This is a genomic window from Pseudomonas sp. FH1 (genome assembly GCF_000510895.2).
Taxonomy (GTDB): Bacteria; Pseudomonadota; Gammaproteobacteria; order Pseudomonadales; family Pseudomonadaceae; genus Aquipseudomonas; species Aquipseudomonas azotoformans_A.
Window position 1 is genome coordinate 1 of sequence record NZ_AOHM01000092.1, and the last position, 21986, is coordinate 21986.

Annotated in this window: 23 protein-coding genes and 2 pseudogenes; 16 read left to right on the plus strand and 9 right to left on the minus strand. The window is 62.2% G+C overall.

Features of this window, described 5'->3' with window-relative positions; all coding sequences use genetic code 11:
- A partial coding sequence (locus H096_RS24145) for an SCO family protein (protein ID WP_033901857.1) occupies window positions 1-478 on the minus strand: 478 nt, incomplete at its 3' end.
- A 164-nt stretch (window positions 479-642) separates the two neighbouring features.
- On the opposite strand from H096_RS24145, the gene H096_RS24150 reads away from it, so the two are divergent.
- Window positions 643-1026, plus strand: coding sequence for a DUF2946 domain-containing protein (locus H096_RS24150; RefSeq protein ID WP_033901858.1), 384 nt, complete (start codon window positions 643-645; stop codon window positions 1024-1026).
- A gap of 62 nt (window positions 1027-1088) precedes the next feature.
- Window positions 1089-1634, plus strand: coding sequence for a putative natural product biosynthesis protein (locus tag H096_RS24155; RefSeq protein ID WP_033901859.1), 546 nt, complete (start codon window positions 1089-1091; stop codon window positions 1632-1634).
- Here H096_RS24155 and H096_RS24160 read toward each other — a convergent pair.
- Window positions 1609-2523 carry an aromatic alcohol reductase gene (locus H096_RS24160; protein WP_033901860.1) on the minus strand — a complete coding sequence of 305 codons (915 nt, stop codon included), beginning with the start codon at window positions 2521-2523 and terminating at the stop codon, window positions 1609-1611. The two genes, H096_RS24155 and H096_RS24160, sit on opposite strands and share 26 nt — an antisense overlap.
- A 91-nt stretch (window positions 2524-2614) precedes the next feature.
- Here H096_RS24160 and H096_RS24165 point away from each other — a divergent pair, with 91 nt between their 5' ends.
- On the plus strand, window positions 2615-3010 hold the full coding sequence (locus H096_RS24165; RefSeq protein WP_033901861.1) for a helix-turn-helix domain-containing protein: 396 nt from the start codon (window positions 2615-2617) through the stop codon (window positions 3008-3010).
- On the opposite strand, the gene H096_RS24170 is transcribed toward H096_RS24165, so the two are convergent.
- A complete protein-coding gene (locus H096_RS24170) occupies window positions 3011-3892 on the minus strand; it encodes a LysR family transcriptional regulator (protein WP_033901862.1) in 882 nt (293 codons plus the stop codon).
- A 154-nt stretch (window positions 3893-4046) separates the two neighbouring features.
- Between H096_RS24170 and H096_RS24175 the strand changes: the two genes are divergently transcribed.
- Entirely contained in the window at window positions 4047-5069 is a 1023-nt protein-coding gene (locus H096_RS24175) for an NAD(P)-dependent alcohol dehydrogenase (protein WP_033901863.1), read from the plus strand.
- Window positions 5066-6220, plus strand: a complete 1155-nt coding sequence (locus H096_RS24180; RefSeq protein WP_033901864.1) for an MFS transporter — start codon at window positions 5066-5068, stop codon at window positions 6218-6220. The genes H096_RS24175 and H096_RS24180 overlap by 4 nt, the downstream gene beginning before the upstream one ends.
- On the opposite strand, the gene H096_RS24185 is transcribed toward H096_RS24180, so the two are convergent.
- Both H096_RS24185 and H096_RS24190 read right to left on the minus strand, forming a co-directional pair.
- Entirely contained in the window at window positions 6221-6964 is a 744-nt protein-coding gene (locus H096_RS24185) for an SDR family oxidoreductase (protein ID WP_033901865.1), read from the minus strand.
- 145 nt (window positions 6965-7109) lie between these two features.
- Window positions 7110-8063 carry a LysR family transcriptional regulator gene (locus tag H096_RS24190; protein ID WP_033901866.1) on the minus strand — a complete coding sequence of 318 codons (954 nt, stop codon included), beginning with the start codon at window positions 8061-8063 and terminating at the stop codon, window positions 7110-7112.
- 271 nt (window positions 8064-8334) lie between these two features.
- Here H096_RS24190 and H096_RS24195 point away from each other — a divergent pair, with 271 nt between their 5' ends.
- The 7 genes and pseudogenes from H096_RS24195 to H096_RS24225 all read left to right on the plus strand — a co-directional run bounded on the left by H096_RS24195 (window position 8335) and on the right by H096_RS24225 (window position 15846).
- Entirely contained in the window at window positions 8335-10422 is a 2088-nt protein-coding gene (locus tag H096_RS24195) for an FUSC family protein (RefSeq protein ID WP_082461797.1), read from the plus strand.
- Window positions 10423-10554: 132 nt separating this feature from the next.
- The gene (locus H096_RS24200; RefSeq protein WP_033901868.1) at window positions 10555-11871 is read left to right on the plus strand and encodes an OprD family porin; all 1317 of its coding nucleotides are present in this window, start codon (window positions 10555-10557) and stop codon (window positions 11869-11871) included.
- Window positions 11872-11968: 97 nt separating this feature from the next.
- Entirely contained in the window at window positions 11969-12991 is a 1023-nt protein-coding gene (locus H096_RS24205; protein WP_051422183.1) for a hypothetical protein, read from the plus strand.
- Window positions 12992-13063: 72 nt separating this feature from the next.
- Window positions 13064-13404, plus strand: a pseudogene (locus tag H096_RS33560) (NnrS family protein); the annotation flags it as partial.
- An 8-nt stretch (window positions 13405-13412) separates the two neighbouring features.
- Window positions 13413-13838: pseudogene (locus tag H096_RS24215) on the plus strand (anaerobic ribonucleoside-triphosphate reductase activating protein); the annotation flags it as partial.
- A gap of 69 nt (window positions 13839-13907) precedes the next feature.
- The gene (locus tag H096_RS24220; protein WP_033901869.1) at window positions 13908-15527 is read left to right on the plus strand and encodes a methyl-accepting chemotaxis protein; all 1620 of its coding nucleotides are present in this window, start codon (window positions 13908-13910) and stop codon (window positions 15525-15527) included.
- A 109-nt stretch (window positions 15528-15636) separates the two neighbouring features.
- Window positions 15637-15846, plus strand: a complete 210-nt coding sequence (locus H096_RS24225; RefSeq protein WP_033901870.1) for a DUF3079 domain-containing protein — start codon at window positions 15637-15639, stop codon at window positions 15844-15846.
- Here the strand turns inward: H096_RS24225 and H096_RS24230 are convergent.
- On the minus strand, window positions 15835-16077 hold the full coding sequence (locus H096_RS24230; protein ID WP_033901871.1) for a hypothetical protein: 243 nt from the start codon (window positions 16075-16077) through the stop codon (window positions 15835-15837). The genes H096_RS24225 and H096_RS24230 overlap by 12 nt on opposite strands.
- Window positions 16078-16247: 170 nt before the next feature.
- On the opposite strand from H096_RS24230, the gene H096_RS24235 reads away from it, so the two are divergent.
- Window positions 16248-16454 (plus strand): PLDc N-terminal domain-containing protein, encoded by a 207-nt coding sequence (locus H096_RS24235; protein ID WP_033901872.1) that lies wholly within the window; start codon window positions 16248-16250, stop codon window positions 16452-16454.
- Window positions 16455-16514: 60 nt separating this feature from the next.
- On the opposite strand, the gene H096_RS24240 is transcribed toward H096_RS24235, so the two are convergent.
- Together H096_RS24240 and H096_RS24245 are read right to left on the minus strand one after the other, a co-directional pair.
- A complete protein-coding gene (locus H096_RS24240; RefSeq protein ID WP_033901873.1) occupies window positions 16515-17075 on the minus strand; it encodes a type 1 glutamine amidotransferase domain-containing protein in 561 nt (186 codons plus the stop codon).
- 82 nt (window positions 17076-17157) lie between these two features.
- Window positions 17158-17940 (minus strand): DeoR/GlpR family DNA-binding transcription regulator, encoded by a 783-nt coding sequence (locus H096_RS24245; RefSeq protein ID WP_033901874.1) that lies wholly within the window; start codon window positions 17938-17940, stop codon window positions 17158-17160.
- 121 nt (window positions 17941-18061) lie between these two features.
- On the opposite strand from H096_RS24245, the gene H096_RS24250 reads away from it, so the two are divergent.
- Window positions 18062-19222: an alpha-hydroxy acid oxidase gene (locus H096_RS24250; protein ID WP_033901875.1), complete on the plus strand. Its 1161-nt coding sequence runs from the start codon at window positions 18062-18064 to the stop codon at window positions 19220-19222.
- Window positions 19223-19414: 192 nt separating this feature from the next.
- Here the strand turns inward: H096_RS24250 and H096_RS24255 are convergent, their stop codons facing one another.
- Window positions 19415-20341: an alpha/beta hydrolase gene (locus H096_RS24255; RefSeq protein WP_033901876.1), complete on the minus strand. Its 927-nt coding sequence runs from the start codon at window positions 20339-20341 to the stop codon at window positions 19415-19417.
- 163 nt (window positions 20342-20504) lie between these two features.
- Here H096_RS24255 and H096_RS24260 point away from each other — a divergent pair, with 163 nt between their 5' ends.
- Window positions 20505-21362, plus strand: coding sequence for an SDR family NAD(P)-dependent oxidoreductase (locus H096_RS24260; protein ID WP_033901877.1), 858 nt, complete (start codon window positions 20505-20507; stop codon window positions 21360-21362).
- 11 nt (window positions 21363-21373) lie between these two features.
- Window positions 21374-21961, plus strand: a complete 588-nt coding sequence (locus tag H096_RS24265) for an NUDIX domain-containing protein (protein ID WP_033901878.1) — start codon at window positions 21374-21376, stop codon at window positions 21959-21961.
- Window positions 21962-21986 lie beyond the last annotated feature (25 nt).

Genomic DNA, 21986 nt, shown 5'->3' on the forward strand with positions numbered 1-21986 from the left:
TGTCGCCGGCGGGGATCTTTTCATAAAAGATCCCGAACTCCTTGGCGGCCACGGCGATTTCTTCCGGGGTGCCGTACAGCGCTTCGAAGCTCGGATCGAAAGCCTTGACGTACTTGTCGAGAATCTCGGGGGTGTCGCGTTCCGGGTCCAGGGTGATGAACACCACTTGCATGATTTCGCCGTCGCGGCCCATCAGCTTCTTGGCCTGCGCAGCGCGCGCCAGGGTGGTCGGGCACACGGCCGGGCATTGGGTGAAACCGAAGAACACCACCGGCATCAGGCCACGGAACGAGCTCAAGGTGACGGTTTCGCCGTCGGTGTTCTTGAGCTTGAAGGTGCGGCCCATGATTTTGTCGCTCAGGTCCTTGCCGTACTTGAAGTTCAGCTTGGGGCTGTAGTCACAGCCGCCCAGCAGGCTGCCCAGGCCCAGCAGGCCCATTCCGGTCAGCACTTTGCGGCGGGTGAATAAGGTACTCATCAACTGTGCATCCTGTGAAACGCCTGCATTGCTCTGGATCAATACGTCAGGCTTTGAGGGCGCCCAGTCTACCAACCCTGGGAAGTGCACGTAATCTGCGACGTTCTGCCACAGGGGCCTGCGACACTTCATCCTTGGGCGGCTCTGGTGGTAGAGTCGCCGCCATGAAATTGAGCCACCCCGACCGTTCCCTGATTGCCTGGGCCCTGTACTTCTGCGTGCTGATGAACCTGTTCGTCTGCGGTTTGGGGCATGGGCAGATGATGGGCCAGGAGCTGAATGGCATCGGCGGGGCGTTCTGTTCGGTGGACGGCAAGCCAGCGCCACTTTCCGACAAAGGGTTGGGCAGCCCGTCTTCCAGCAACATCTCGAACTACTTTGCCTGCCCGGTCTGCAACGCCTTGACGGTCGCCCTGGTGTTTTTGGTCGGCCTGGCCTGGTTGCTCGGCCTGGGACAAACCCCGCGCCCGGCTCATGAGCGGCGCAACAAGGCGCCGCCGCGCTATTCCTGGCCGTCGGCCAACCCCCGCGCTTCCCCCGCATTCTGACGTATGCCTTGGGCCTCCCGTGATCGGGAGGCATTCCCTCGTCATGACAGTGAGTGCGTTTCATGAACCACCTGTTGCCCGCAGGCGCCAGCCGCCTGGTCAGCAAGGCGTCCCGCCGCCTGCACGCGGAACCGGCACCGCCTGAATACCCGAGTAATTCCCGCAACTTCGTGCACCTGGATGCGCGGTTGTTGCCGTATTGGCACACCCTGTTCGATATCTGCCCGGCGCTGCTCAAGCTGGATCCGCCTGAAGGATTGAACCTGTTCCGCAGCTTCATGACCTGGGCTTATCGCCACCGGCCGCCGCTGGATTGGACCTATCACCTGAATGTCTGCCGTTGGCTGCTGGGTTCGCCGTACCGGGCGCAGATCGATGACGAACCGATCGAGGCGTTCATGGCGGCGGCTGCCGCGCGCTGGGTCAATACGGACGCAAGCCAGGCCCAGGGAGTGGCCCTGGCCTGGCAGGCGTCACGGGTTGTCGATTGGAAAGACCCCCGCTTTTTCGGGGCCGAACCGCAGGCGTTACCGCCGTCTCCCTGGGATTTCGCCTGGTGCCCGTTAAAGGCGTCGGGTGGTTTCAGTGGGTGGTCGTCGGTGCCTTGAGGTGCTGTCGGATCCATTGCTCGACGTCTGTCACCGCAATGCGCTGCCCGGCATTGAAAGTCACGGCGGGGTCCCAGGCCACGCCGTTGCCCTGGGCGAATACGGCGCGGTACTTCTTCAGGTTGTCGTCGGGGTCCTGGGCCAACTCGGCCAGCAACATCGGCACCGACCAGGCTTCGCGCTGGAGTTGCAGGCCGAGGGTGGCGTCCACGGTGTCCGCCAATTGCCCATAAGTCAGGGTGTCGCCGGCGGTGAACACCACCTGATTGCTCAGCGCCGGTTCGGCCAGCACGATGCGCGCGGTCAACCGGCCGATATCCTCCGGTGTGGTGACCGTGACGGCGGTGTCCCAGTCGCCCAGGGCATGCACGCGGTTTTGCGCCAGGTCGACTACGCCAAATGACGGCTCGAACAGAAAACTGGTGAACATGCCGGTGGAAATGATCAGCCATTGCGTGGCCTGTTGCCCGCGCAGCAGGTCGCGCACATCCAGCTGTTCGTCGAACGTGTCTTGCGGGCTGCCGCGACCGATCACGTCGTAGTCCACACCGAATTGCCACGGCACATAGCGCTGCACGCCGCCTTCAATGGCCGCGCGCGCCAGCTTGCGTTGGGTGCCGGGGCCGGCGGCGAAACCGGTGCAGCAGATCACAGTGTGGAAAGGCGCAAACCGTTCGGCGAGCGCACGTTGGCTATCGTTCTGTAGATCGCCGGCGACCAGCTCTACACCGCGCTCACGCAGGGTGTTGGCCGCCGCCGAGTGCAGGCTGGCGGGGCGCAGCAGCACAGCGATGCGTGTGGTGCGGGGTTCGGCCAGCTCGGCCAGTGCGTGCAACACGGCCATGCCCAGTTCGCCGGCACCGAGTACCAGGAGAGAAGAGGGGGTCATAGGAGGCTCCGTCTGTGTGGAAAGTCGTGGCATGCTTGCAGAATTAATCGTTGCGCATAAGAAGGCACACCCGTGATACCGAGGCTCTTCCATGGATAACGACGAGATCATCCGCCGCTCGCAAGCCGCCTGCGACGCCCTCAGCGCCGACGACGATGGCCTCAAGCGCGAGGTGCTGACCCACGCGGGAAACCGCTGGTCCTTGGGCATAGTGCATGTGTTGGGGGTGAGCGGGCGCCTGCGTCATGCCGAGATCGGCCGGCGCATGCAGGGTGTGACCCAACGCATGCTGACTCGCACCTTGCGCCAGCTGGAACGTGACGGTTTAGTGCTGCGCCATGATTTTCGCGAAGTACCGCCGAGGGTCGAATACGAGCTGTCGAGCCTGGGTACGGAACTGCTGGTGCATATGATCCCGCTGTGGACCTGGGTGGTGGAAAAAGGCGATGAATTTCGCCATGCGCGTGAGCGGTTTGACCACGCCTGATCAGGCAAACAGCCGCGCCTTGAGAAAGTCGATAAACACGCGCAGCTTGGGCGACGGGTGCCGGCTCGATGGCCACATCATGCGAAAGCTGCCACGCTCGGTGCAGTCGTGCAGCACCTGCACCAACTCGCCGCTTTCGAGCCATTCACGTATGGCAAAGTCAGGCAAGTAAGCGAGGCCAATGCCCTGGCGCGCAAAGCACACCCTGGCTTCAAGGTTGTTGCAGATCATCGCGGCGGGCAACTGTATGTCCAGCTCGACGCCGTCCTGGCGCAGCGGCCAGCGCTGCAACTTGCCGGTATTGGGGAAGCGGAACAGGATGCAGCTGTGCGCGGCCAGGTCACTCGGGTGCCCAGGCGTGCCTCGGCTGGCGAGGTAGGCAGGGGCTGCCACGACGATCATCCGGTAGTCCCCGACCAGCCGTGAGCTCAAGCGCGAGTCCGGCGCTTCGCCGCTGCGCAGCACCGCGTCGTAGCCTTCTTCCACCACGTCCACGCGGCGGTCGGTGAAGCTCAGGTCCAACTCGACGTCGGGATAGTCCTTCTTGAAGTCGGCCAGTACCGGCAGAAACGGATGACCCACCAGCGGCAGGCTGACCTTGAGACGGCCACGGGGCGCCTGGCTGACCTGGGACAACTCCGCCTCGGCTTCCTCGATCTCCAGCAGGATGCGCCGGCTGCGCTCCAGGAACAGTTCGCCCTCGGCGGTCAGGGTCACGCTGCGCGTACTGCGGTGAAACAGCCGGACGCCCAGGCGTTCCTCCAGCCGCGCCACGCTCTTGCCGACCGCCGATGCAGTAATGCCCAGCACACGGCCGGCGCCGACAAAACTGTGGGTGTGGGCGACCTGCACAAAGGCATTCAGGGTGGTGAGGCTGTCCATCGATGCACCGATTGGCGACGGGAAGTGCCGCTACCCTAGCGCAATTGCCGGCATTGCGGAATGAAAGCTCCGCAGACACAGGAGCCCGCCCCTACTTAATCCCGTGAAGCGCGGTTCTTATCCTTGCGCCAAATCCTTCACGAGAGACTTGAACATGACCGACATGATGCAGCGCTGGGAAATCCCGAGCTTTGGTCTTCACACCTTGCACCTGGCCCGCGTGCCGCGACCGGTCGCCAAGGCCGGGGAAGTGCTGGTGCGCGTTGCGGCGGTATCGCTCAATTACCGTGATGCCGAAGTGGCGGAAAACGGCATGGGCGCCAGCCTGCAATTTCCCTTCACCCCGGCCTCGGACATGACTGGCACGGTGGTGGCGGTGGGCGAGGGCGTGCAACGCTTCAAAGTGGGCGACCAGGTGCTGTCGAGCTTCTTTGCCGGCTGGGTCGATGGCCAGCCATTGTCCTGGGCCGAGGCACCGCCTCAAGGCGGTCCGATCCCCGGCATGCTCGCCGAGTACGTGGCCACACCCGCCGAGTGGTGCGTACTGGCGCCACGCTCGCTGAGCGCTGCCCAAGCCAGTACCTTGCCGGTGGCGGGGTTGACGGCCTGGATGGCCCTGGTTGAACTCGGCCACCTGCACGCCGGCCAGACCGTCGTGGTGCAAGGCACCGGTGGCGTGTCGCTGTTTGCCGTGCAACTGGCGGCGGCCCACGGCGCCCGCGTGATCATCACCAGCAGCAGCGATGACAAAATTGCGCGTGCCGTTGGGTTGGGCGCGACCCATGGCATCCACCGTGGGCGCGTGCCGGACTGGCACACCGCAGTGCTGGAACTCACCGGCGGACGCGGTGCCGAGCATGTGCTGGAAATGGGCGGCGGCGACAACCTGGCGCGCTCACTGCAAGCGGTGGCCAACGGCGGGCGTATCTCGGTGATCGGCTTGCTGGAGAGTGACCAGTTGAGCGCGCCGCTGATGAGCCTGCTGGCCAAGCGCGCATCCATTGTCGGCGTGGCCGTGGGCCCGCGCCGCGCCCTTGAAGACCTGATCCGCATGGTGGATCGACACACCCTTGCCCCGGTGATCGACTACACCTACCGGTTTACCGAGGTGCCTCAAGCCTTCGCTCATTTGCAGCGTGGCGCTTTCGGCAAAGTGGTGATCGAGGTCAGCCCGTGATCTACCTCATTCTTGGGTTGTTCGGCCTGTACACGTTGGAGTTTGGCGTGGTGGGCATTTTGCCGATGATCGTCGAGCGTTTCGGTATCAGCGTGTCCCAGGCGGGGTGGTTAATGGGCTTGTTTGCGTTGATCGTCGCGGTGCTGGGGCCGTTCCTGGTGTTGCTGGCCTCGCGGCTGGCGCGCAAGAAGATCCTGGTGGGGGCATTGCTGGGGTTCTCGGTGTGCAGTGTGTTGTCGGCGTTCGCGCCGAACTTCGAAACGCTGATGGCGCTGCGCGTGATCCCAGCCATGCTGCACCCGGTGTTTTTTGCTGCGGCATTTTCCACGGCGGTCTCGCTGTACCCCAAGGAGCGCGCGGCCCATGCCACGGCCTTGGCGGTAGTGGGTACCACCCTCGGGCTGGTGCTGGGCGTGCCGTTGACCACCTGGGTGGGCGCGCGTATTTCCTATGAAGCCTCGTTCTATTTTTGTGCACTGGCGACGGCAGTGGCGGCGTTGGGTGTGTGGATCAAACTGCCCGATCATGCGCGCGCGGCGCCGTTGAGTTTCGGCAAGCAACTGGCCGTGCTGCGCAGCCTCTCGGTGTGGCTGGCGATCATTGCCACCGTGCTGGTATTTAGCACGATGTTTTCGGTGTACAGCTACGCCGCCGAATACCTCAAGACCCAGGTCGGCATGGACGGCCAGACCATCAGCCTGATGCTGGTGATCTTTGGCATCGGCGGCGTGGTCGGTAATCTGCTGGTGGGGCGTGTGCTCAGTCGACACCTGGTGGTGACCGCTGTGGGGTATCCGGTGGTGTTGGCGGTGGCGTACCTGGTGTTGTATGGGTTTGGCAGCCTGTCGTGGGGGTCGATGAGTGTGATCGTGTTGCTCTGGGGCGCGGCGCACACCTGCGGCCTGGTCGTCACGCAAGTCTGGCTCACGTCTTCGGCACCCCAGGCGCATGAGTTCGCGACCAGCCTTTACGTGTCGTCGGCAAATGCCGGCGTGGTGATCGGCGCCTCCATGGGCGGTCTGTTCATCAATGCTTTCGGCACCACCGGGGTGATTGGCTGCGGGTTGGTCTTTGCCGGGTTGTCGCTGCTGGTGATCGCCTGGAAGGCCCTGGCATTCGGTGGTGCCAAGGGCCTGCCTGCACGGGCGTGATCAGCGCAAGGTATACCCGCCGTCCACCACCCAGTCCTGGCCGAATACGCTGCGTGCGCCTTGGCTCAGCTGGAACAGGATCACATCGGCCACCGCGCCGGGCTCCAGGAACTGCCCGTCGAGCAGCCTTGCGTTGACTGTCTTCGCCACGGAGCCGAGTGACTCGTCATTGAGCCCCAGCGTGCTCCAGATCGGGGTGGCGGTCGGGCCGGGCGAGACCATGTTCAGCCGAATGCCGTGGGGCGCCAGCTCCACCGCAAGGGTGCGAACCTGGGCCCGCAACGCGGCTTTTGAGGCAATGTAGGCGGCCAATCCGGGAAAGGTCACTTGCTCCAGGAACGTCCCGATGAACACGACCGACGCCTGCGCTGCCAACTGCCCGCGCAGGCTGCCCAGGGTGTTCAGCGCGCCGGCCCCGTTGACCGCCCATTGTCGGTCAAACGCCGCCAGGTCGAGCCCGTCGGCCAGCTGTGCAATCCCCGCGTTTGGCACCAGGCAATCCACGGGGCCGATCGATGCTGCCAATTGCGCCAGGCGTGCCAGGTCGGCAGCCTTGGTCACATCCCCGCTGAGCCACGACAACTGCTCGCCAAACGTCTCGGCCAGCTCGCCGAGCCCACCCCATTGACGCGACATCGCTACCACCTTCGCACCGCGTTCGAGCAGGCGCTGGGTCACGGCCAGGCCGATACCGGAACTGGCGCCGGTGACGACGGCAAGGCGTTGGTTGAATTCATTGCTCATGGTGATCTCTCTGTGAGTGTCGAAGATTCACTTCACACCCATCAGGAACCATGCCAGCTAATAACTTTAGATAAATCAATCAGATAGTATGAATCAGGTCATTTTGACTGCAGAGTTTTGTAGTCGCAATGACGAGCTGTAGTCGTTATGACTCGACAACGCTGAGCGGCACGCGGGTTTTCAGCACGGCCTTATGGTCGGCGAGCACTTCCGGCAGAGAGCTGCGCAGGTATTCCACCCAGGTCTTGATCTTGGCATCCAGGTAATGCCGGGAAGGGTAAATGGCGTACAGGCTGAGTTCTTCCAGGCGGTAGTCGGGCAGTACGCGGACCAGGCTGCCGCTGCGCAAGCCCTTGATCGCGGCGTGCACCGGCAGAATGCCGATACCCATGTCATTGCTGATCGCGGTCTTCATCGCGTCGACCGAGTCCACCAGGAACGGCGAGTGGGTGATGATGACGTTTTCCTTGCCGTTGGGGCCGTCGAACGTCCAGTCCTCCAGGGGGATCACGGGGCTGACCAGACGCAGGCAGGCGTGGTCGAGCAGGTCCTTGGGAACTTGCGCGATGCCATGATTCTTCACGTAGGAGGGCGATGCGCAGACGATGCTGTAGGTCGTCCCGAGTTTTTGCGAAACATGGCTGGAGTCCGGCAGGTCAATGGCCAGCACGATGGACACGTCGAAACCTTCGTGCACCAGGTCGGGCATACGGTTGCTCATGCTCAGGTTGAAGGTCACGTCCGGATAGTGTTGGCGGTAACGGGCGATGGCGTCCACGACGTAATGCTGGCCGATGCCCGTCATCGAATGCACCTTGAGCTGGCCGATAGGACGGGTGTGGGCATCGCCGGCTTCCACTTCGGCTTCTTCGATCGAATGCAGGATCTGCTCGCACCGCAGCAGGTAGCGTTGCCCGGATTCGGTGAGGGCAATGCGGCGCGTGGTGCGATTGAACAGGCGCGTGCGCAGGTGGGCCTCCAGGTTGGAGATCGAGCGCGAAACGTGGGTGGTGTTGGTCTTCAGGCGCAAGGCCGCGCTGGTGAAACTGCCGGCTTCGGCGACGCAACGGAAGATGCGCATGTTCTGCAGAATGTCCATCGGGGCTTACCAGGGATGACGAGTTTTTCCAGTGTGACATGAAGACGCTGGGCGCTGTAAACGCTATTTATTGTGGAGTTTTGCGTAACAGTCATTCACGTTCTGGATGACTTACCGACCCTGGCACAACTGCCTAAAGTCGCCGGCCTTGTGTGCCAGCCAGCTTGTCGGGAGTCGTCTTTTCGTGCCATCACTCACTGATTTTTCGCGCTGGCTGACAGCGCTGCCCTGGCGTCGGGGTTTCCTGGAATGGGCGCGCACCGATGGGGTGATGTGGGTCTACCTGTTCAAGGTGCTGATCGCGTCGTACCTCGCGCTTTGGCTGGCGATGCGCCTGGAATTGCCGCAGCCCAGCACCGCGATTACCACGGTGTTTATCGTGATGCAGCCGTTCAGCGGGCATGTCCTGGCCAAGAGCGTTTATCGCGTAATCGGCACCCTGGTGGGGTCGGCGTTCATGGTGCTGTTGATGGCCCTGTTTGCCCAGAGCACCGAGCTGTTCCTGACTGGCCTGGCGTTGTGGGTGGGCGTGTGTTCATGTGGTGCGGCGCGCAATCGTCACTTTCGTGCCTACGGGTTTGTGTTGGCGGGGTACACGGCGGTCATGGTCGGCTTGCCGGTGGTGGGGCACCCGGAGCAGGTGTTCATGGCGGCGGTCTGGCGCGTGCTGGAAATTACCCTCGGCGTGTTGTGCGCCACCCTGGTCAGCGCAACGCTGTTGCCCAATACGGCAGGCGCCGCCCTGCGCAATACCCTCTATCAGCGCTTCGGCCGCTTCGCCGCATTTGTGCTGAGTGGGCTGCGCGGCAGCCACGATCAGGCGGCATTCGAGGCCAGCAACCTGCGCTTCATTGCCGAAGCGGTGGGCCTGGAAGGGTTGCGCAGCGTCAGCGTGTTCGAAGACCCTGCACTGCGCCGACGCAAGGGCCGGCTTGATCGCCTCAATGTCGAGTTCATGGCCATCACCACACGCTTCAATGCCCTGCATCAGTTGCTGGACCGCTTGCAGGTGCGCGGTGCCACGGCAGTGCTGAACGCCGTCGACCCAGGCCTGGTTGCGTTGGTCAAGGTGCTGGAACAGTTCGCCGGCCAGGTACTGACGGACCTGGATGCGGCGCACCTGTCGGCACGGCTGCAACGCTACACGCAGGGGTTGCCGATGCAGATCCGTCACCTGCGCGCCGAGCTGTTGCGCGCCCATCCCCACGCCGACGATTGGCTGGACTTTCACACAGCGTGCGAGCTGCTCTATCGCTTTGCCGACGAGTTGCATCGCTACGCCCAGACCCATGCATCCCTGGCCGACCATCACCCCGTGCGTGAGCGCTGGGCCGAGACTTTCCAACCCCAGACCAATTGGCTGGCGGCGGTGGCGGCAGGCCTGCGTGCAGCGCTGGTATTGCTGGTGTTGTGTGCCCTGTGGATCGCCACCGCCTGGCCCAGCGGCGCGGCAATGACCCTGGTGTCTGCGCTGACGGTGGGGCTGTCAGCATTCTCCACCAACCCCCGGCGGATGTCGTTCCAGATTGCCTGCGGGACGCTGGCAGCGGCGGTGATCGGCATTTTCGAAGTGTTCTTCGTTTACCCGCAGATCGATGGGTTCCCCTTGCTGTGCCTGGTGATTGCGCCGGTGATCATGCTCGGTTCGTTTCTGCTGGCCAAGCCGCAATGGGCGGGCTACGGCCTGGGCATGCTGGTGTTTTTCGGCACCAGTTCGATACCCGGCAACCCCACGCTCTACAACCCTTATGGCCTGATCAACGACTACCTCGCCATGGTGTTTGGCATGCTGGTGTGCGCGGCAGCCGGGGCGATCATCCTGCCGCCCAACAGTCCGTGGTTGTGGCGTCGGCTGGAACAGGACCTGCGCCGCCGCGTCGTGTTCGCCATCAACGCGCCTTTGCCGGCGCTGGGCTCAGGCTTCGAAAGCGGCACGCGTGATCTCTTGAACCAGGCCCATGGCTTGTCGGCCGGCCAGCCCCAGGTGCAACACCGCCTGCTGCGCTGGACCTTTGTGGTGCTGGACGTGGGCCACGCGATTATCGAGCTGCGCCGCGAACAGGCGCAACTGCCGACGCTGGCCTGCTACGCCGAGTCCACCGCTTGGCGCCAAGCAGTGCGCAGCATGGGGCGGGCGTTGGTTCGCCTGTTCCTGAAGCCGGAGCATAAGCCATGGCGGCGTGCATTGGCCGCCGTGGAACAGGCGATCGAGTGTGTGCAGCACAGCGTAGAACCGTTCGAGGCGCACTTCGAAACCTCGGCGTTGCGCCGGGTGGAAAGCTATCTGCATTTCATCCGCACCTCGCTGCTGGATACACGCTCGCCGTTCGCCGGATTGTTACCCAAACTGAAAAAGTGATTGGCAGTTTTGCCGGCTTTTTCCCTGTGCCCCAACCCTATACCGTGCGCGCTCCCGCTGAATGCCGCCGCACCTGGCCGACAAAAAAACAGGGCGCCGGCGGGATCGCCTCAATCACTTCTCGGAGCCTTCATGAACCACAAGACTTGCCTGGCGCTCGCCGTCTCCCTCGGCGCCGCGCAGCAGGCGGCTGCGTCGGGTTTTATCGACGACAGCAAAGCCAGCCTCGACCTGCGCAATTTCTATTACAACCAGGACACCCGCAACGCCAAGGCCGCCTCGGACAAGGAGTGGGGCCAGGCCTTCATGTTCAATTACCAGTCGGGTTTCACCGAGGGCACGGTCGGCCTGGGCGTGGATCTGCAAGAATGGTACGGCTTGCGCCTGGACGCTTCGGGCCGGGCGGGCAAGGCCGGCGCAGACAACACCCCCGGCAGCGTCTTCCCGCTGGACGATGGCAAGGCTGCCCATGACTTCAGCAAGACCGGCGTCACCGGCAAGATGCGGATCGCCCAGACCCAACTCAAGGCCGGCAGCCTGATGCCCAAGCTGCCCATCCTGACCACCGAAGACGGTCGCCTGTTGCCCCAGACCTTCCGGGGGTATCAAGTGGAGTCCAGGGATTTCAAGGACGTCAACCTGATTGCCGGCAAGATCGAGCAGGTGATGGACCGTAACTCCAGCAATGGCCAAGGCCTGTCGATTGCCGGTGCCAACGACCCCATCAAAGGCAAGGCGAGCAACCAGTTCTATTACGGCGGTGTGGACTACGCCGTCAGCAAGCAGTTGCAGGTGCAGTACTACTACGCGAGCCTCGAGAACTTTTACCAGCAGCATTTCCTCGGTTTGGTGCACAACTGGCAACTGCCGGTGGGCCAACTCAAGAGCGACCTGCGGTATTTCTACAGCACCGCCGACGGCAAGAATGGCAGCGCTGCCGGGCGCGGCGAAGGTTACGTCAGCTCGGGTTACTACGGTCCGGGCGTCAATGCGGGCAAGGTCGACAACCGCCTGTGGAGCGCGATGTTCACCTATGCCTTGAGTGGGCACTCGCTGAGCCTCGGCTACCAGAAAACCAGCGGGCAAAGTGACTTCCCGCACATCAACCAGGGCCAGGGCCGCTCCCTGTACCTGATCACCAATTCCCAGTCGCTGAAGTTCGTGAATGCCGGTGAGCAGGCCACCGTTGGCAGCTACGCCTATGACTTTGCCAGCCTTGGCGTGCCGGGGCTGCGCTCCAGCGTGACCTACCTGCACGGCAGCCATATCCGCACCGCGAGCCGCGACAATAGTGAATGGGAGCGCGACTTGCGCCTGGATTACGTGATCCCCACCGGCACCTTGAAAGGCCTGGGATTTACATGGCGCAGCGCGGTACTGCGCGGTAACGACACGGCCGACAAGGACGAGACACGGTTGATCGTCAGCTACAGCATCCCGTTGCTCTAGCGCAGTGGAGTAGGCAAAAAGCGTGGGATTGGACCTGGGTTTCCCGCGGGCCAGCCCGTAGGGTCGCGAGGGAAAATCCATGAGTAAGGACGTTGTCATGTCACGCGTACAAAAGCTCACCCACACCCGGCTCGAATGGCTCTGGCTGCTGCCATTCGCTGCCGCGCTCTATTACCCCTGGGCGCTGCAATGGAGCAACCAGGCCCATGTCGCCGAGGCTGGCGCGCCGGTGACGCTGGCGTTGATGTTGAGTGCCTATGCGGTGCCGGTGCTGGCGTTCTACTGCGTTTTCGTCACAGGCATACAGCCGGTGATGACGGCACGGCTGGTACTTGCACGGCGCCTGGCCTGCCTGGCGGTGGCCGCGCCGCCGGCCTACACGTTGATGGGCGTGTTGTTGTACCTGATGAAGATCAATGGCCATGACCTCTGGGTGTGGAGCGGCCTGTGGCTGGCGTTGATCGCCTACTTCTCGATGGTGTCGAGCACATTGCCGAGCATTGATTTCAGTCGGCACGCGCGTACCTACGTCAAGCTGCGGGTTGCCCATGGCATTGCGTCGGTGGCGATCCTGCTGGTGTTCCTGGCGCCGCATCTGTTCAACCATCTGTTCGGCGTGCTGGGCAGCGATGCGCATCGGGCGGTGATGGAGGTGTTGCGCGGGGTCTACCGCAATGGCTGGCTGGAACCGATCATCATTGTCACGTTCTTCTTCCAGATACTCAGCGGCCTGGTGCTGATCCGCCCCAGGACCCAGCAGCGCGCCGACCTGCTGGATGCCTTGCAGACGGCCTCCGGCGCTTACCTGGCGCTGTTTATCGCCTCTCATATCAACTCAGTGTTCACCCTGGCGCGCTACTTCGGCACCGACACCGATTACGCGTGGGCCGTGGCTGAACCGGTGGGCTTGCTGGCCGATGCCTGGAGCATCCGCCTGGTGCCGCATTACTCCCTGGCGGTGTTCCTGCTGATCGCGCACCTGGCCTGCGGTTTGCGCGGGGTACTGCGCAACCATGGGGTGAGCGAAACACGTTGCGCGACCTTGACCTGGACGGTGATCGGGATCGGTGTGCTGGTGACACTGGTCATTACCGCCGGCATGCTCGGCGTGCGCGTTTAGCTTGATCGGCATCAAGGTTTGGCAGCGTCAGGCCGACCACACTGGAGCCTCGACGCGACCTGCGAGGCCACCATGCTTTACCTGCTGTTTCTGCTGGCCCATCTGTTCGCCGCGCTGATCTTTATCGGCACGGTGTTTTTCGAAGTGCTGATCCTGGCGCGACTGCACCATCAACTCCCCGCACGGGTAATGGTGCGGGTAGAGCAGGGCGTCGGCCAGCGCGCCAAGGTGCTGATGCCCTGGGTGTTGCTGGTGCTGTTCGGCGCCGGCCTGGCGATCATCGCCGGGTTCCTGCTGACGGCAGTGCAGACCTGGACCGGTCGCCCCGGCCTCAGCGGGGGCCATTGGCGGTGTTGGCCGCGCTGTGGCTGGCGGCACGCGTGGCTTGGTTGCTGAATGTCCCGTTGGCAGTTACCGGGGTGTGCGCGCGATGGGTTTTCACATCGGCTTGCACAGTGCTGGGATCAAGCCGGCGGGGTTTGCCCATACCTTGCGCCATGCCGATTGTGTCGGGTTTGACGTCAAGGCCCTGGCCGAAGACTGCCAGTCGATCACCCAGGTCAAGGGCAGCGGCGCCGCCAACTGGCGCAGCCTCGACACCTTGCTCGCCAGCGGCGTGAAGTAGGAATGCCGCACCACTGTGCATTGGCACCTGATCGACCCACCGCGCCTGTTGCTCCTGGCCCAACGTTTGCAGGCCCGTGGTGTGCAGCGCTTTGCCGTGCAGAGGGTGCGCACCGCCAGCATGCTCGATACGCAACTGCCGAGTGCCCCGGCACAGGCCGCGTTGCCGGAGTTGTGGGGCCGTCTGCGCGAGTTGTTTCCCGCTTTTGTATTGCGAGGGTGACCCGCACCCTCAGCCGGTTTTTATCGATGCTGCCCATGGTGGGCAGGTTTTCATCAAGGAATGTTCAGAATGAAGCAGTTAACCACGGCACAACGCATTGTCATCGGTTTCGCGATTGCGCCGCTGGCCCTGGTCGGTTTGGTGTTCTATGCCTTGCACGACCTGGCAACCCTCAAGCAACAATCCGAACAGATTGTGCAGCAGGACTGGCCCAAAATCGCGCCGATCATGGTGATCGCCACCGGCGTGCGCGATAACGGCCGCAACACCCGCGACCTGCTGATTGACCAGGACAACCAGCAGGCCCAGGACGCCATTGGCACCACTCGGCAGCGCATCACCCAGGCGTTCGCCATCCTGGAGCCGCTGCTCGATACCGCCGAAGGCAAGGCGGCCTATGCGACCTTGAAGGCCCATCGTGAAACCTACGTGGCGGCGTTCACGCAGGTGCAGGCACTGATCAAGCAAGGCGCCCGCGAGCAGGGCCTGGCCCAGCTCAAGCAGCAGGTGGTGCCGGCCGAGCTTGAAGTGTTCAAGAGCCTGGACGCGTTGATGGCCATGCAGGGGCGTTTGTTCGCCGAGCGTGAGCAGGCCGCGCAGGCGCTGTACGACGACGCCCGACGCAACATGATCGGGCTGCTTTTGCTGTGCGTGGCGTTGGTGGTGACTGCCGCCGTGATCGTCACCCGCAGCGTGATCCGTCCTTTGGGCGGCGAGCCGGACGAAGCCGCGCGTGTGTTGAGCCATATCGCCCAGGGCGACCTGACCATCAACGTGCCGGTGGGCAACAGCGCCGAGGGCAGTGTGATGCGCAACCTGCATCAGATGCAGCAGAACCTCAACCAGATGGTGCGCCATATTGCGGCGTCGGTGGACGGCGTGGCCAGTTCCTCCGAAGAGCTCAGCGCGGTCAGCAGCCAGACCAGCAGCAGCTTGCAGTCCCAGGGTCATGAAATCGAACAAGCTGCCACGGCGGTGAATGAAATGACCGCTGCCGTGGATGAGGTCGCGCGCAACGCCGTGAGCACCAGCGAGGCCTCGCGCCTGTCGGAACAGACCGCCCAGCGCGGCCGTGCCCAGGTGCAGGAAACCGTGGCGTCGATCAACACCTTGGCCGCTGGCGTCGTGGAAACCTCCGAGCGCATCCAGCAACTGGCGGGCCGCGTGCAAGACATCAGTAGCGTGTTGGAAGTGATCCGCAGCATTGCCGACCAGACCAACCTGCTGGCCCTCAATGCCGCCATCGAAGCGGCCCGTGCCGGCGATGCCGGACGCGGCTTTGCGGTGGTCGCCGATGAGGTGCGGGCGCTGGCCCATCGTACCCAGGCGTCGACCCAGGAGATCGAGCAGATGATCGGCAACATCCGCCAGGACACCGAGCACGCAGTTGCGGCCATGCACAGCAGCAGCGAGCGCGTACAGGCGACCCTTGGCGTGGCACAGCGTTCGGGTGAAGCCTTGGATGAGATCACCCTGTCTATTTCGCAGATCAACGAGCGCAACATGATGATCGCCAGCGCCACCGAGGAACAGGCCCTGGTGGCGCGCGAAGTGGATCGCAACCTGGTGGGCATTCGCAACTTGTCGCAGCAGGTGCTGCAAGGGGCGTTGCATACCGAGACGGCGGGGCATGACCTGGCGGGCATGGCGGGGGCGCTGCACCAGACGGTGGCGCGTTTCAAGGTTTAGCCTGAAGCGGGCGCCGAAACAGTGCGGACTGTGGGTTTGATTTCAGTCAAGTCCACAGCCGCGCGTCAGCAGTAGGGTGGGGGCTCTGTCCGGAGTAAGGAGCACAGCCATGGCCAAGCCTTTTCCGTTGCACCCCAAACACCCCGAACGTATCTGCTGGGGCTGCGACCGCTACTGCGGTGCGGCCGACCTGGCTTGCGGCAACGGTGCCGACCGCACCATGCACCCGGCCGAGATGCTCGGTGATGACTGGTACGAACACGGCGACTGGGGGCTTGCGCCTGAGCCGCCGGTGACGGATGAGTCGTCAACTGCCTGAGCGGGGTTTTTCCTTGGTGTCCTTACGGCTGTCAGCCGGCTTGGGTGGCTGCTTGTCGGTGCCCTTGGGTTTCTTGTCGCTGTCGGACTGGCTGCTGGGGTAAGTGCCTGGCGGCAGGGCGTTGGCCGCAGGCGCGTTGGTGTTGTCGCCAAAGGCGGCGAGGGCGGGGCCGGTCAACAGGGCTGACAGGCTGACGATAAGCAAAATCCTTCGGGACGTTCTGGTCTTCATGACGCAATCCCCTATCGCATGGAGGTTTGGCCTTGCTTAATTGGGAGTGCCTGCGGGAAATCAAAGTTTTATACGCCGGGTGCCGGAGCGACGAGCGGCCCTTCGCGCAATTTTTAATGAACCCTCAAGGCCGATGCTTGACCTAATGCATACGACCTAGGAGGTGAAGCATGGAAATTCAATATATCTGGATCGGCTTGGCAGTGATTCTGTTGCTGTTGGAATTGTGGGCGATCAATACAGTACTGCGCAGCACCGGGGGGTGGGAGAGCAAGGGGTTGTGGCTGGTGATTCTGATTTTTGTACCGCTGTTCGGCTTGATTGCCTGGGCGATGTTCGGGCCCAAGCGTGAGATGCCGGAACACCGCAAAAGCTGAGGCATGAACGAAAAAAACAGGCGCCTTTGAGGCGCCTGTTTGCATTCTGCCAGTGGCGAGTCAGCCCGCCACTGCCTTGGCAATCGCATGATTGAAGGCCGGTAGATCATCTGGTGTGCGCGAGGTAATCAAGGTCCAACCGTTGGCCCGGCATTCCTTGATCTCGGCATCGACCCAGCCAGCAGCACCGGCATTTTCCAGGTCGATACGCACGCTTTTGTAAGAGGTCAGGGTCTTGCCCTTGATCACGCCGGCATCGATCAGCGCCCATGGCCCATGACAGATCGCCGCTATGGTTTTACCTGCCGTGACGAACTCATTGATCAACTTCTGCGCTGCTGCATCCTGGCGCAATGTGTCCGCGTTGACGGTGCCGCCGGGAATCACCAATGCATCGAAATCACTCCCCGACAGCTCGGACAGCTTCGCATCGGATTCAACTGTTGTGTCCTTTTCGGTATCACCGACGAAGGTCTGGGTGGTGCCGCCTTTGCTGGAACCATGGGTTACCGTTGCGCCAAATTCACGTAAGGCTTCCAGGGGCTTGAGCAGTTCATCGCGCTCGATACCGGTGTTGGATGTGATGACCAGAATCTTCTTGCCGTTAAGGTCTGAACGCATGATCGAGTCTCTCCTGATGGATGGGATATGGGAGAGTTGATCCGATGGGGGTGGTAAAGGTTTAAATTAATTTGCGTGGTTTCTAGACCTCTACCCGCAACACTTCCAATCCCAACTGCTCATACGCCTCCACACTCGGCACATGCCACTCCGTGATCAACGTGTGAATGCGACTGCACGGTGCCACCACAAAAGGCTCCACGGCACCGAGTTTGTCGGCCATGGTCACCGCCACCACATGGGAAGCGCTGTCGAGCAGTGCCTGCTTGACCGCCACTTCATCAAAATGCAGCGAGCTGATGCCCACTTGCGGGTGCAGCGCGCAGACGCCGGTAAACAGCAGGTCGGCCTTGATGCCCTGGATCATGCGCACGGTTTCATGGCCGCTGGTGGACAGCGTCGCCGGGTTGAGCTGGCCGCCCGTGAGGATGACTTTCACGTCAGGATGGTCGGCCAAAGCGATGGCGATCATCGGTGATGTCGTGACCACTGTCAGGCGGATCGAGCGCGGCAATGACTGGGCAATCTGCAGCGTGGTCGAGCCGGAATCGAACAGTACGATTTGCCCATCTTCCACACGGTCTGCCGCCAGCCGGGCGAGGTGACGCTTGGCCTCATTGGTCTCGCCGACGCGGGTGAAAAAGTCTTTGCCGGTGTCCTTGGGCCGGGGCAGGGCGCCACCGTGGACGCGTTGCAACAGCCCGGCGGCGGCGAGTTCGCCGAGGTCGCGGCGGATGGTGTCCTGGGATACGGCAAAGTGTTCCACCAGTTCCGAGGCGGTGACTTTGCCGTCGCGCTCCAGCAGCAACAGGATCTTCTGTTTGCGCAAAGAAGGCAGGTCGATGTCTTGATGAGTGTTGTGCATGTTTTTGCGCTTTTATGCGGGTTTATGCGAGATTAGCCGTGCAGCTATCTAAACGCAATGGCTGGTTGCGCAGCCGATGGGCGGTTACTCTCAGCATTCAGTTCAGGGAGAGGTGACCTAGATGCCGTTGATCACAACCATCGAAGATTTACGCAAGCTTGCGCAAAAACGTGTCCCACGGATGTTCTACGACTACGCCGATTCCGGCTCCTGGACTGAGAGCACCTACCGGGCAAATGAAAGCGATTTTGCCAGCATCAAGTTCCGCCAGCGCGTGGCGCGCAACATTGATCAACGCTCGATCCGCGCCACGATGATCGGCCAGGAGATGGCTATGCCGGTGGCACTGGCGCCTACCGGATTGGCCGGTATGCAGCACGCCGATGGCGAGATTCTGACCGCGCGCGCCGCCGCAGCATTTGGCCTGCGTTACACCTTGTCGACCATGAGTATCTGCTCCCTGGAAGACATCGCCGAGCACGTCGGCCAGCCGTTCTGGTTCCAGCTCTATGTGATGCGCGACCGCGCCTTTATCGAACAGTTGATCGAGCGCGCCAAGGCTGCCGGTGTGGATGCCCTGGTGCTGACCCTCGACCTGCAGATCCTCGGCCAGCGCCACAAGGATTTGATCAATGGCCTGTCGGCGCCACCGAAACTGACCTTGCCGAATATCCTCAACATGGCCACCAAGCCACGCTGGGTGATGGGCATGCTCGGCACTAAACGCCGGGGTTTTGGCAATATCGTCGGGCACGTGAACGGCGTGGCAGACATGAGTTCGCTGTCGTCCTGGACCGCCCAGCAATTCGACCCGCGCCTGAGTTGGGACGATGTGGAGTGGATCAAGAAATGCTGGGGCGGCAAGTTGATCATCAAGGGCATCCTCGATGTGGAGGATGCACGCCTGGCTGCGAATGCCGGCGCCGACGCACTGGTGGTGAGCAACCACGGCGGTCGTCAACTGGACGGTGCGCCTTCGAGCATCAGCCAGTTACCGGCGATTGTCGAAGCGGTGGGCGAGCGCATTGAGGTGTGGCTAGACGGTGGCATTCGTTCCGGCCAGGACGTGCTCAAGGCGATGGCATTGGGCGCCAAGGGCACCATGATCGGCCGCCCGCATTTGTATGGTCTGGGCGCGTTGGGCGAGGCGGGTGTGACCAAGGCGCTTGAGATCATCGCCCGTGAGTTGGACGTGTCGATGGCCTTGTGTGGGTATAACGATATACGCGATGTGAATCGCGAGATTTTGTTGCCGGGAACATTTCCTGAAAGCGTTTGCTGAGCAAAAAAAACGTAAAAATATAAAAAGAGTTGTCCACGAAAACCGTGGGTATCTCTGTGGATAACTTTGCGAAGCCCCGGCAGGGTTGGCGATTTCGGCAGAGGTTATTATTTGATCAACTTCTGTTTTGGCCCAGCATGGGCAGGGTTTGCGCTTGACACGCAAGCGCGAACCCAGTGCCGAAATACGCTTTTACGAGTCGCCGCTGCGACCTGTGGAGTGTGTGACAACCTGCGCCGGCATCTTCGCTTGCATCAGCTTGTCCAGCGCCTGGCCATAGCTGCGACCCGCCAGGCTCATGCTGTTGTTATGGCTGGCACCGGGTACCAGTAGCAGCCGCTTGGGTTCCTGGGCGGCTTCAAACAATTGCTGGCTGAAACGCGGCGGTACGTAGCGATCGTCCAGGCCATGCACCACCAGCAGCGGCATATGGATATCGGCAATCTTGTCGATGGAATCGAATTTCTGCGACAGCAACCAGCGCACCGGCAATGAGGTGTTCGCCACGGCCGTGGCCACATCCGCCAGCGACGTGAAGGTGGATTCGATCACCAGCCCGCGCACCGGCAGCGGTGTTTGCTTGCCCAACTCGGCAGCCAAATCGATGGCCACTGCGCCGCCGAGTGAGTGCCCGTAGATCAGGCGTTTATTCGGGTCCGGTTGCAGCACCTGGAAACGCTCCCAGGCGATGCGCGCGTCTTCATACACGGTGGTTTCCGACGGCAGCTCGCCGTGGCTTTGGCCGAAGCCGCGATAGTCGATAGCCAGTACCGAATAACCCAGGGCGTGCAGTTGCTCGATGCGAAACAGTTGCCCGGTCAGGTTCCAGCGCACGCCGTGCAGGTAGAGGATGGCGGGCGCGTCTTTCTTGTCCGCCGGGTACCACCAACCATGGATATTCTGTCCGGCTTTGAAACTGGCCGGCTTGAGTTCGAATTCCTGCACTGCCTTGGGCAAGCCGCTATACCAACTGGCGGTGCCCGGCTCGATGCGAAACACCAGCTCGCGCTCCTTGTGTTGCAGCACGGCGCAGCCCACCGGCAGGCCGACGATCAACAACGCCATGCACACCAGGGGAAACCAGCGCAGGCTCAGGCGCGAGAGGAAACGAGAGGACATGAAGGTTCCAGGAAAAAGGTGAAGCAGGGGTTTTACCAGATGGCCCAATCGGGCAGGAATTAATTCGACAGCCGTCAACGGGGATTGCTTGCAAAGTATTACAGCATTGAACAAGGCGCGCCGAGGTTGTTAGGGTGGGCGGCCCGAACAGGAGAGCAAGCACATGGATTTCACAGGCAAAACCGCACTCGTCACCGGCGGCGCACGCGGGTTGGGGCTCAGTTACGCACGGGCTTTGGCCCTGGGCGGCGCACGGGTGGTGATCAGCGATATCGGTGCCGACAATGCCGGCGCGGGCAGCGATGCCTCGGTGGTCCAGACTGCGGCAGAAACCCTGCAGGCCGACGGCTTGAACGTGATCGGCCACGGGGGCGACCTGTCCACGAACGCGGGCTGCGAGCAACTGATCGCGTACGCCATCGAGGCCTTCGGCCAACTCGACATCCTGATTCACAACGCCGGCTGGGTCGGTTACCAGCCCATCGCTGACCTCGACGCCGCGTTCCTGCAACGTGCCATGGACATCAACCTCTACGCACCGCTATGGCTGTGCAAGCACGCCTGGCCGCACCTGCTGCGCTCATCCGCGCCGCGCATCATCCTCACCACCTCCGACCGCGCCATGTATGCGCAATATGAGCAGACCGGCCTGGTGGCCTACAGCGCGGGCAAGATGGCGCAACTGGGGATCATGAACGCGTTGAGCCATGAGGGCGCGGAGGCCGGGATCAAGGTCAATGCAATCTCGCCGGTCGCCAAGACGCGCATGTGGGGCGTGACCGAAGAACCGGATGAACTCAAGCCTGACTGGGTGACGCCGGGGGTGCTGTTCCTCGCCTCTGAGCAGTGCGAGGACACGGGTTATATCCTGCGCGCCAGCAACGGCCAATTCACGGCCACGCGCTTCACCGAAAACCCAGGGGTGGACTACCCGCGCAACTTGGCACGGATCAAGGCGAGTAGCGCAGAAGCTGTCGCCGCTGCCTGGGACAGCATCAAACAAGCCCAACCTCTTTCTTGAGAAACCCGAGCATGGACAACAGCCCCGTTCGTATCACCGCCGAAGAAACCCTCTCGGAAAACTGGTACCTGCTGAAAAAATACAGCTTCGACCTGCGCCGCCGCGACGGCAGTTGGCAAGCCCAGACCCGCGAGGTGTACGACCGCGGCAATGGCGCGACCATCCTGCTGTACAACCGCGAGCAGCGCACCGTGTTGCTGATCCGCCAGTTTCGCATGCCGACGTTCGTCAATGACTACCACGGCTACCTGATCGAAGCGGCAGCCGGCTTGCTCGACAACGCCAGCCCCGAAGAACGTATTCGCCTGGAAGCGGAAGAAGAAACCGGGTATCGCGTGGGGCATGTGGAGAAGATCTATGCGGCGTTCATGAGCCCGGGGTCGGTGACGGAGCGGATTCACTTTTTTATCGGTGAGTATCAGCCGGGGGATAGGGTGGGGAGCGGAGGCGGTTTGGAAGAGGAGGGTGAGGATATCGAGGTGTTGGAGCTGGGGTTCGAGCAGGCGCTGGGGATGGTGCAGAGTGGGGAGATTGTGGATGGGAAGACGATTATGTTGTTGCAGCATTTGGAGTTGAGGATGCTCAAAGAAGGGTGGTGAGTTCGCTGATTAGCGGGTGAATACG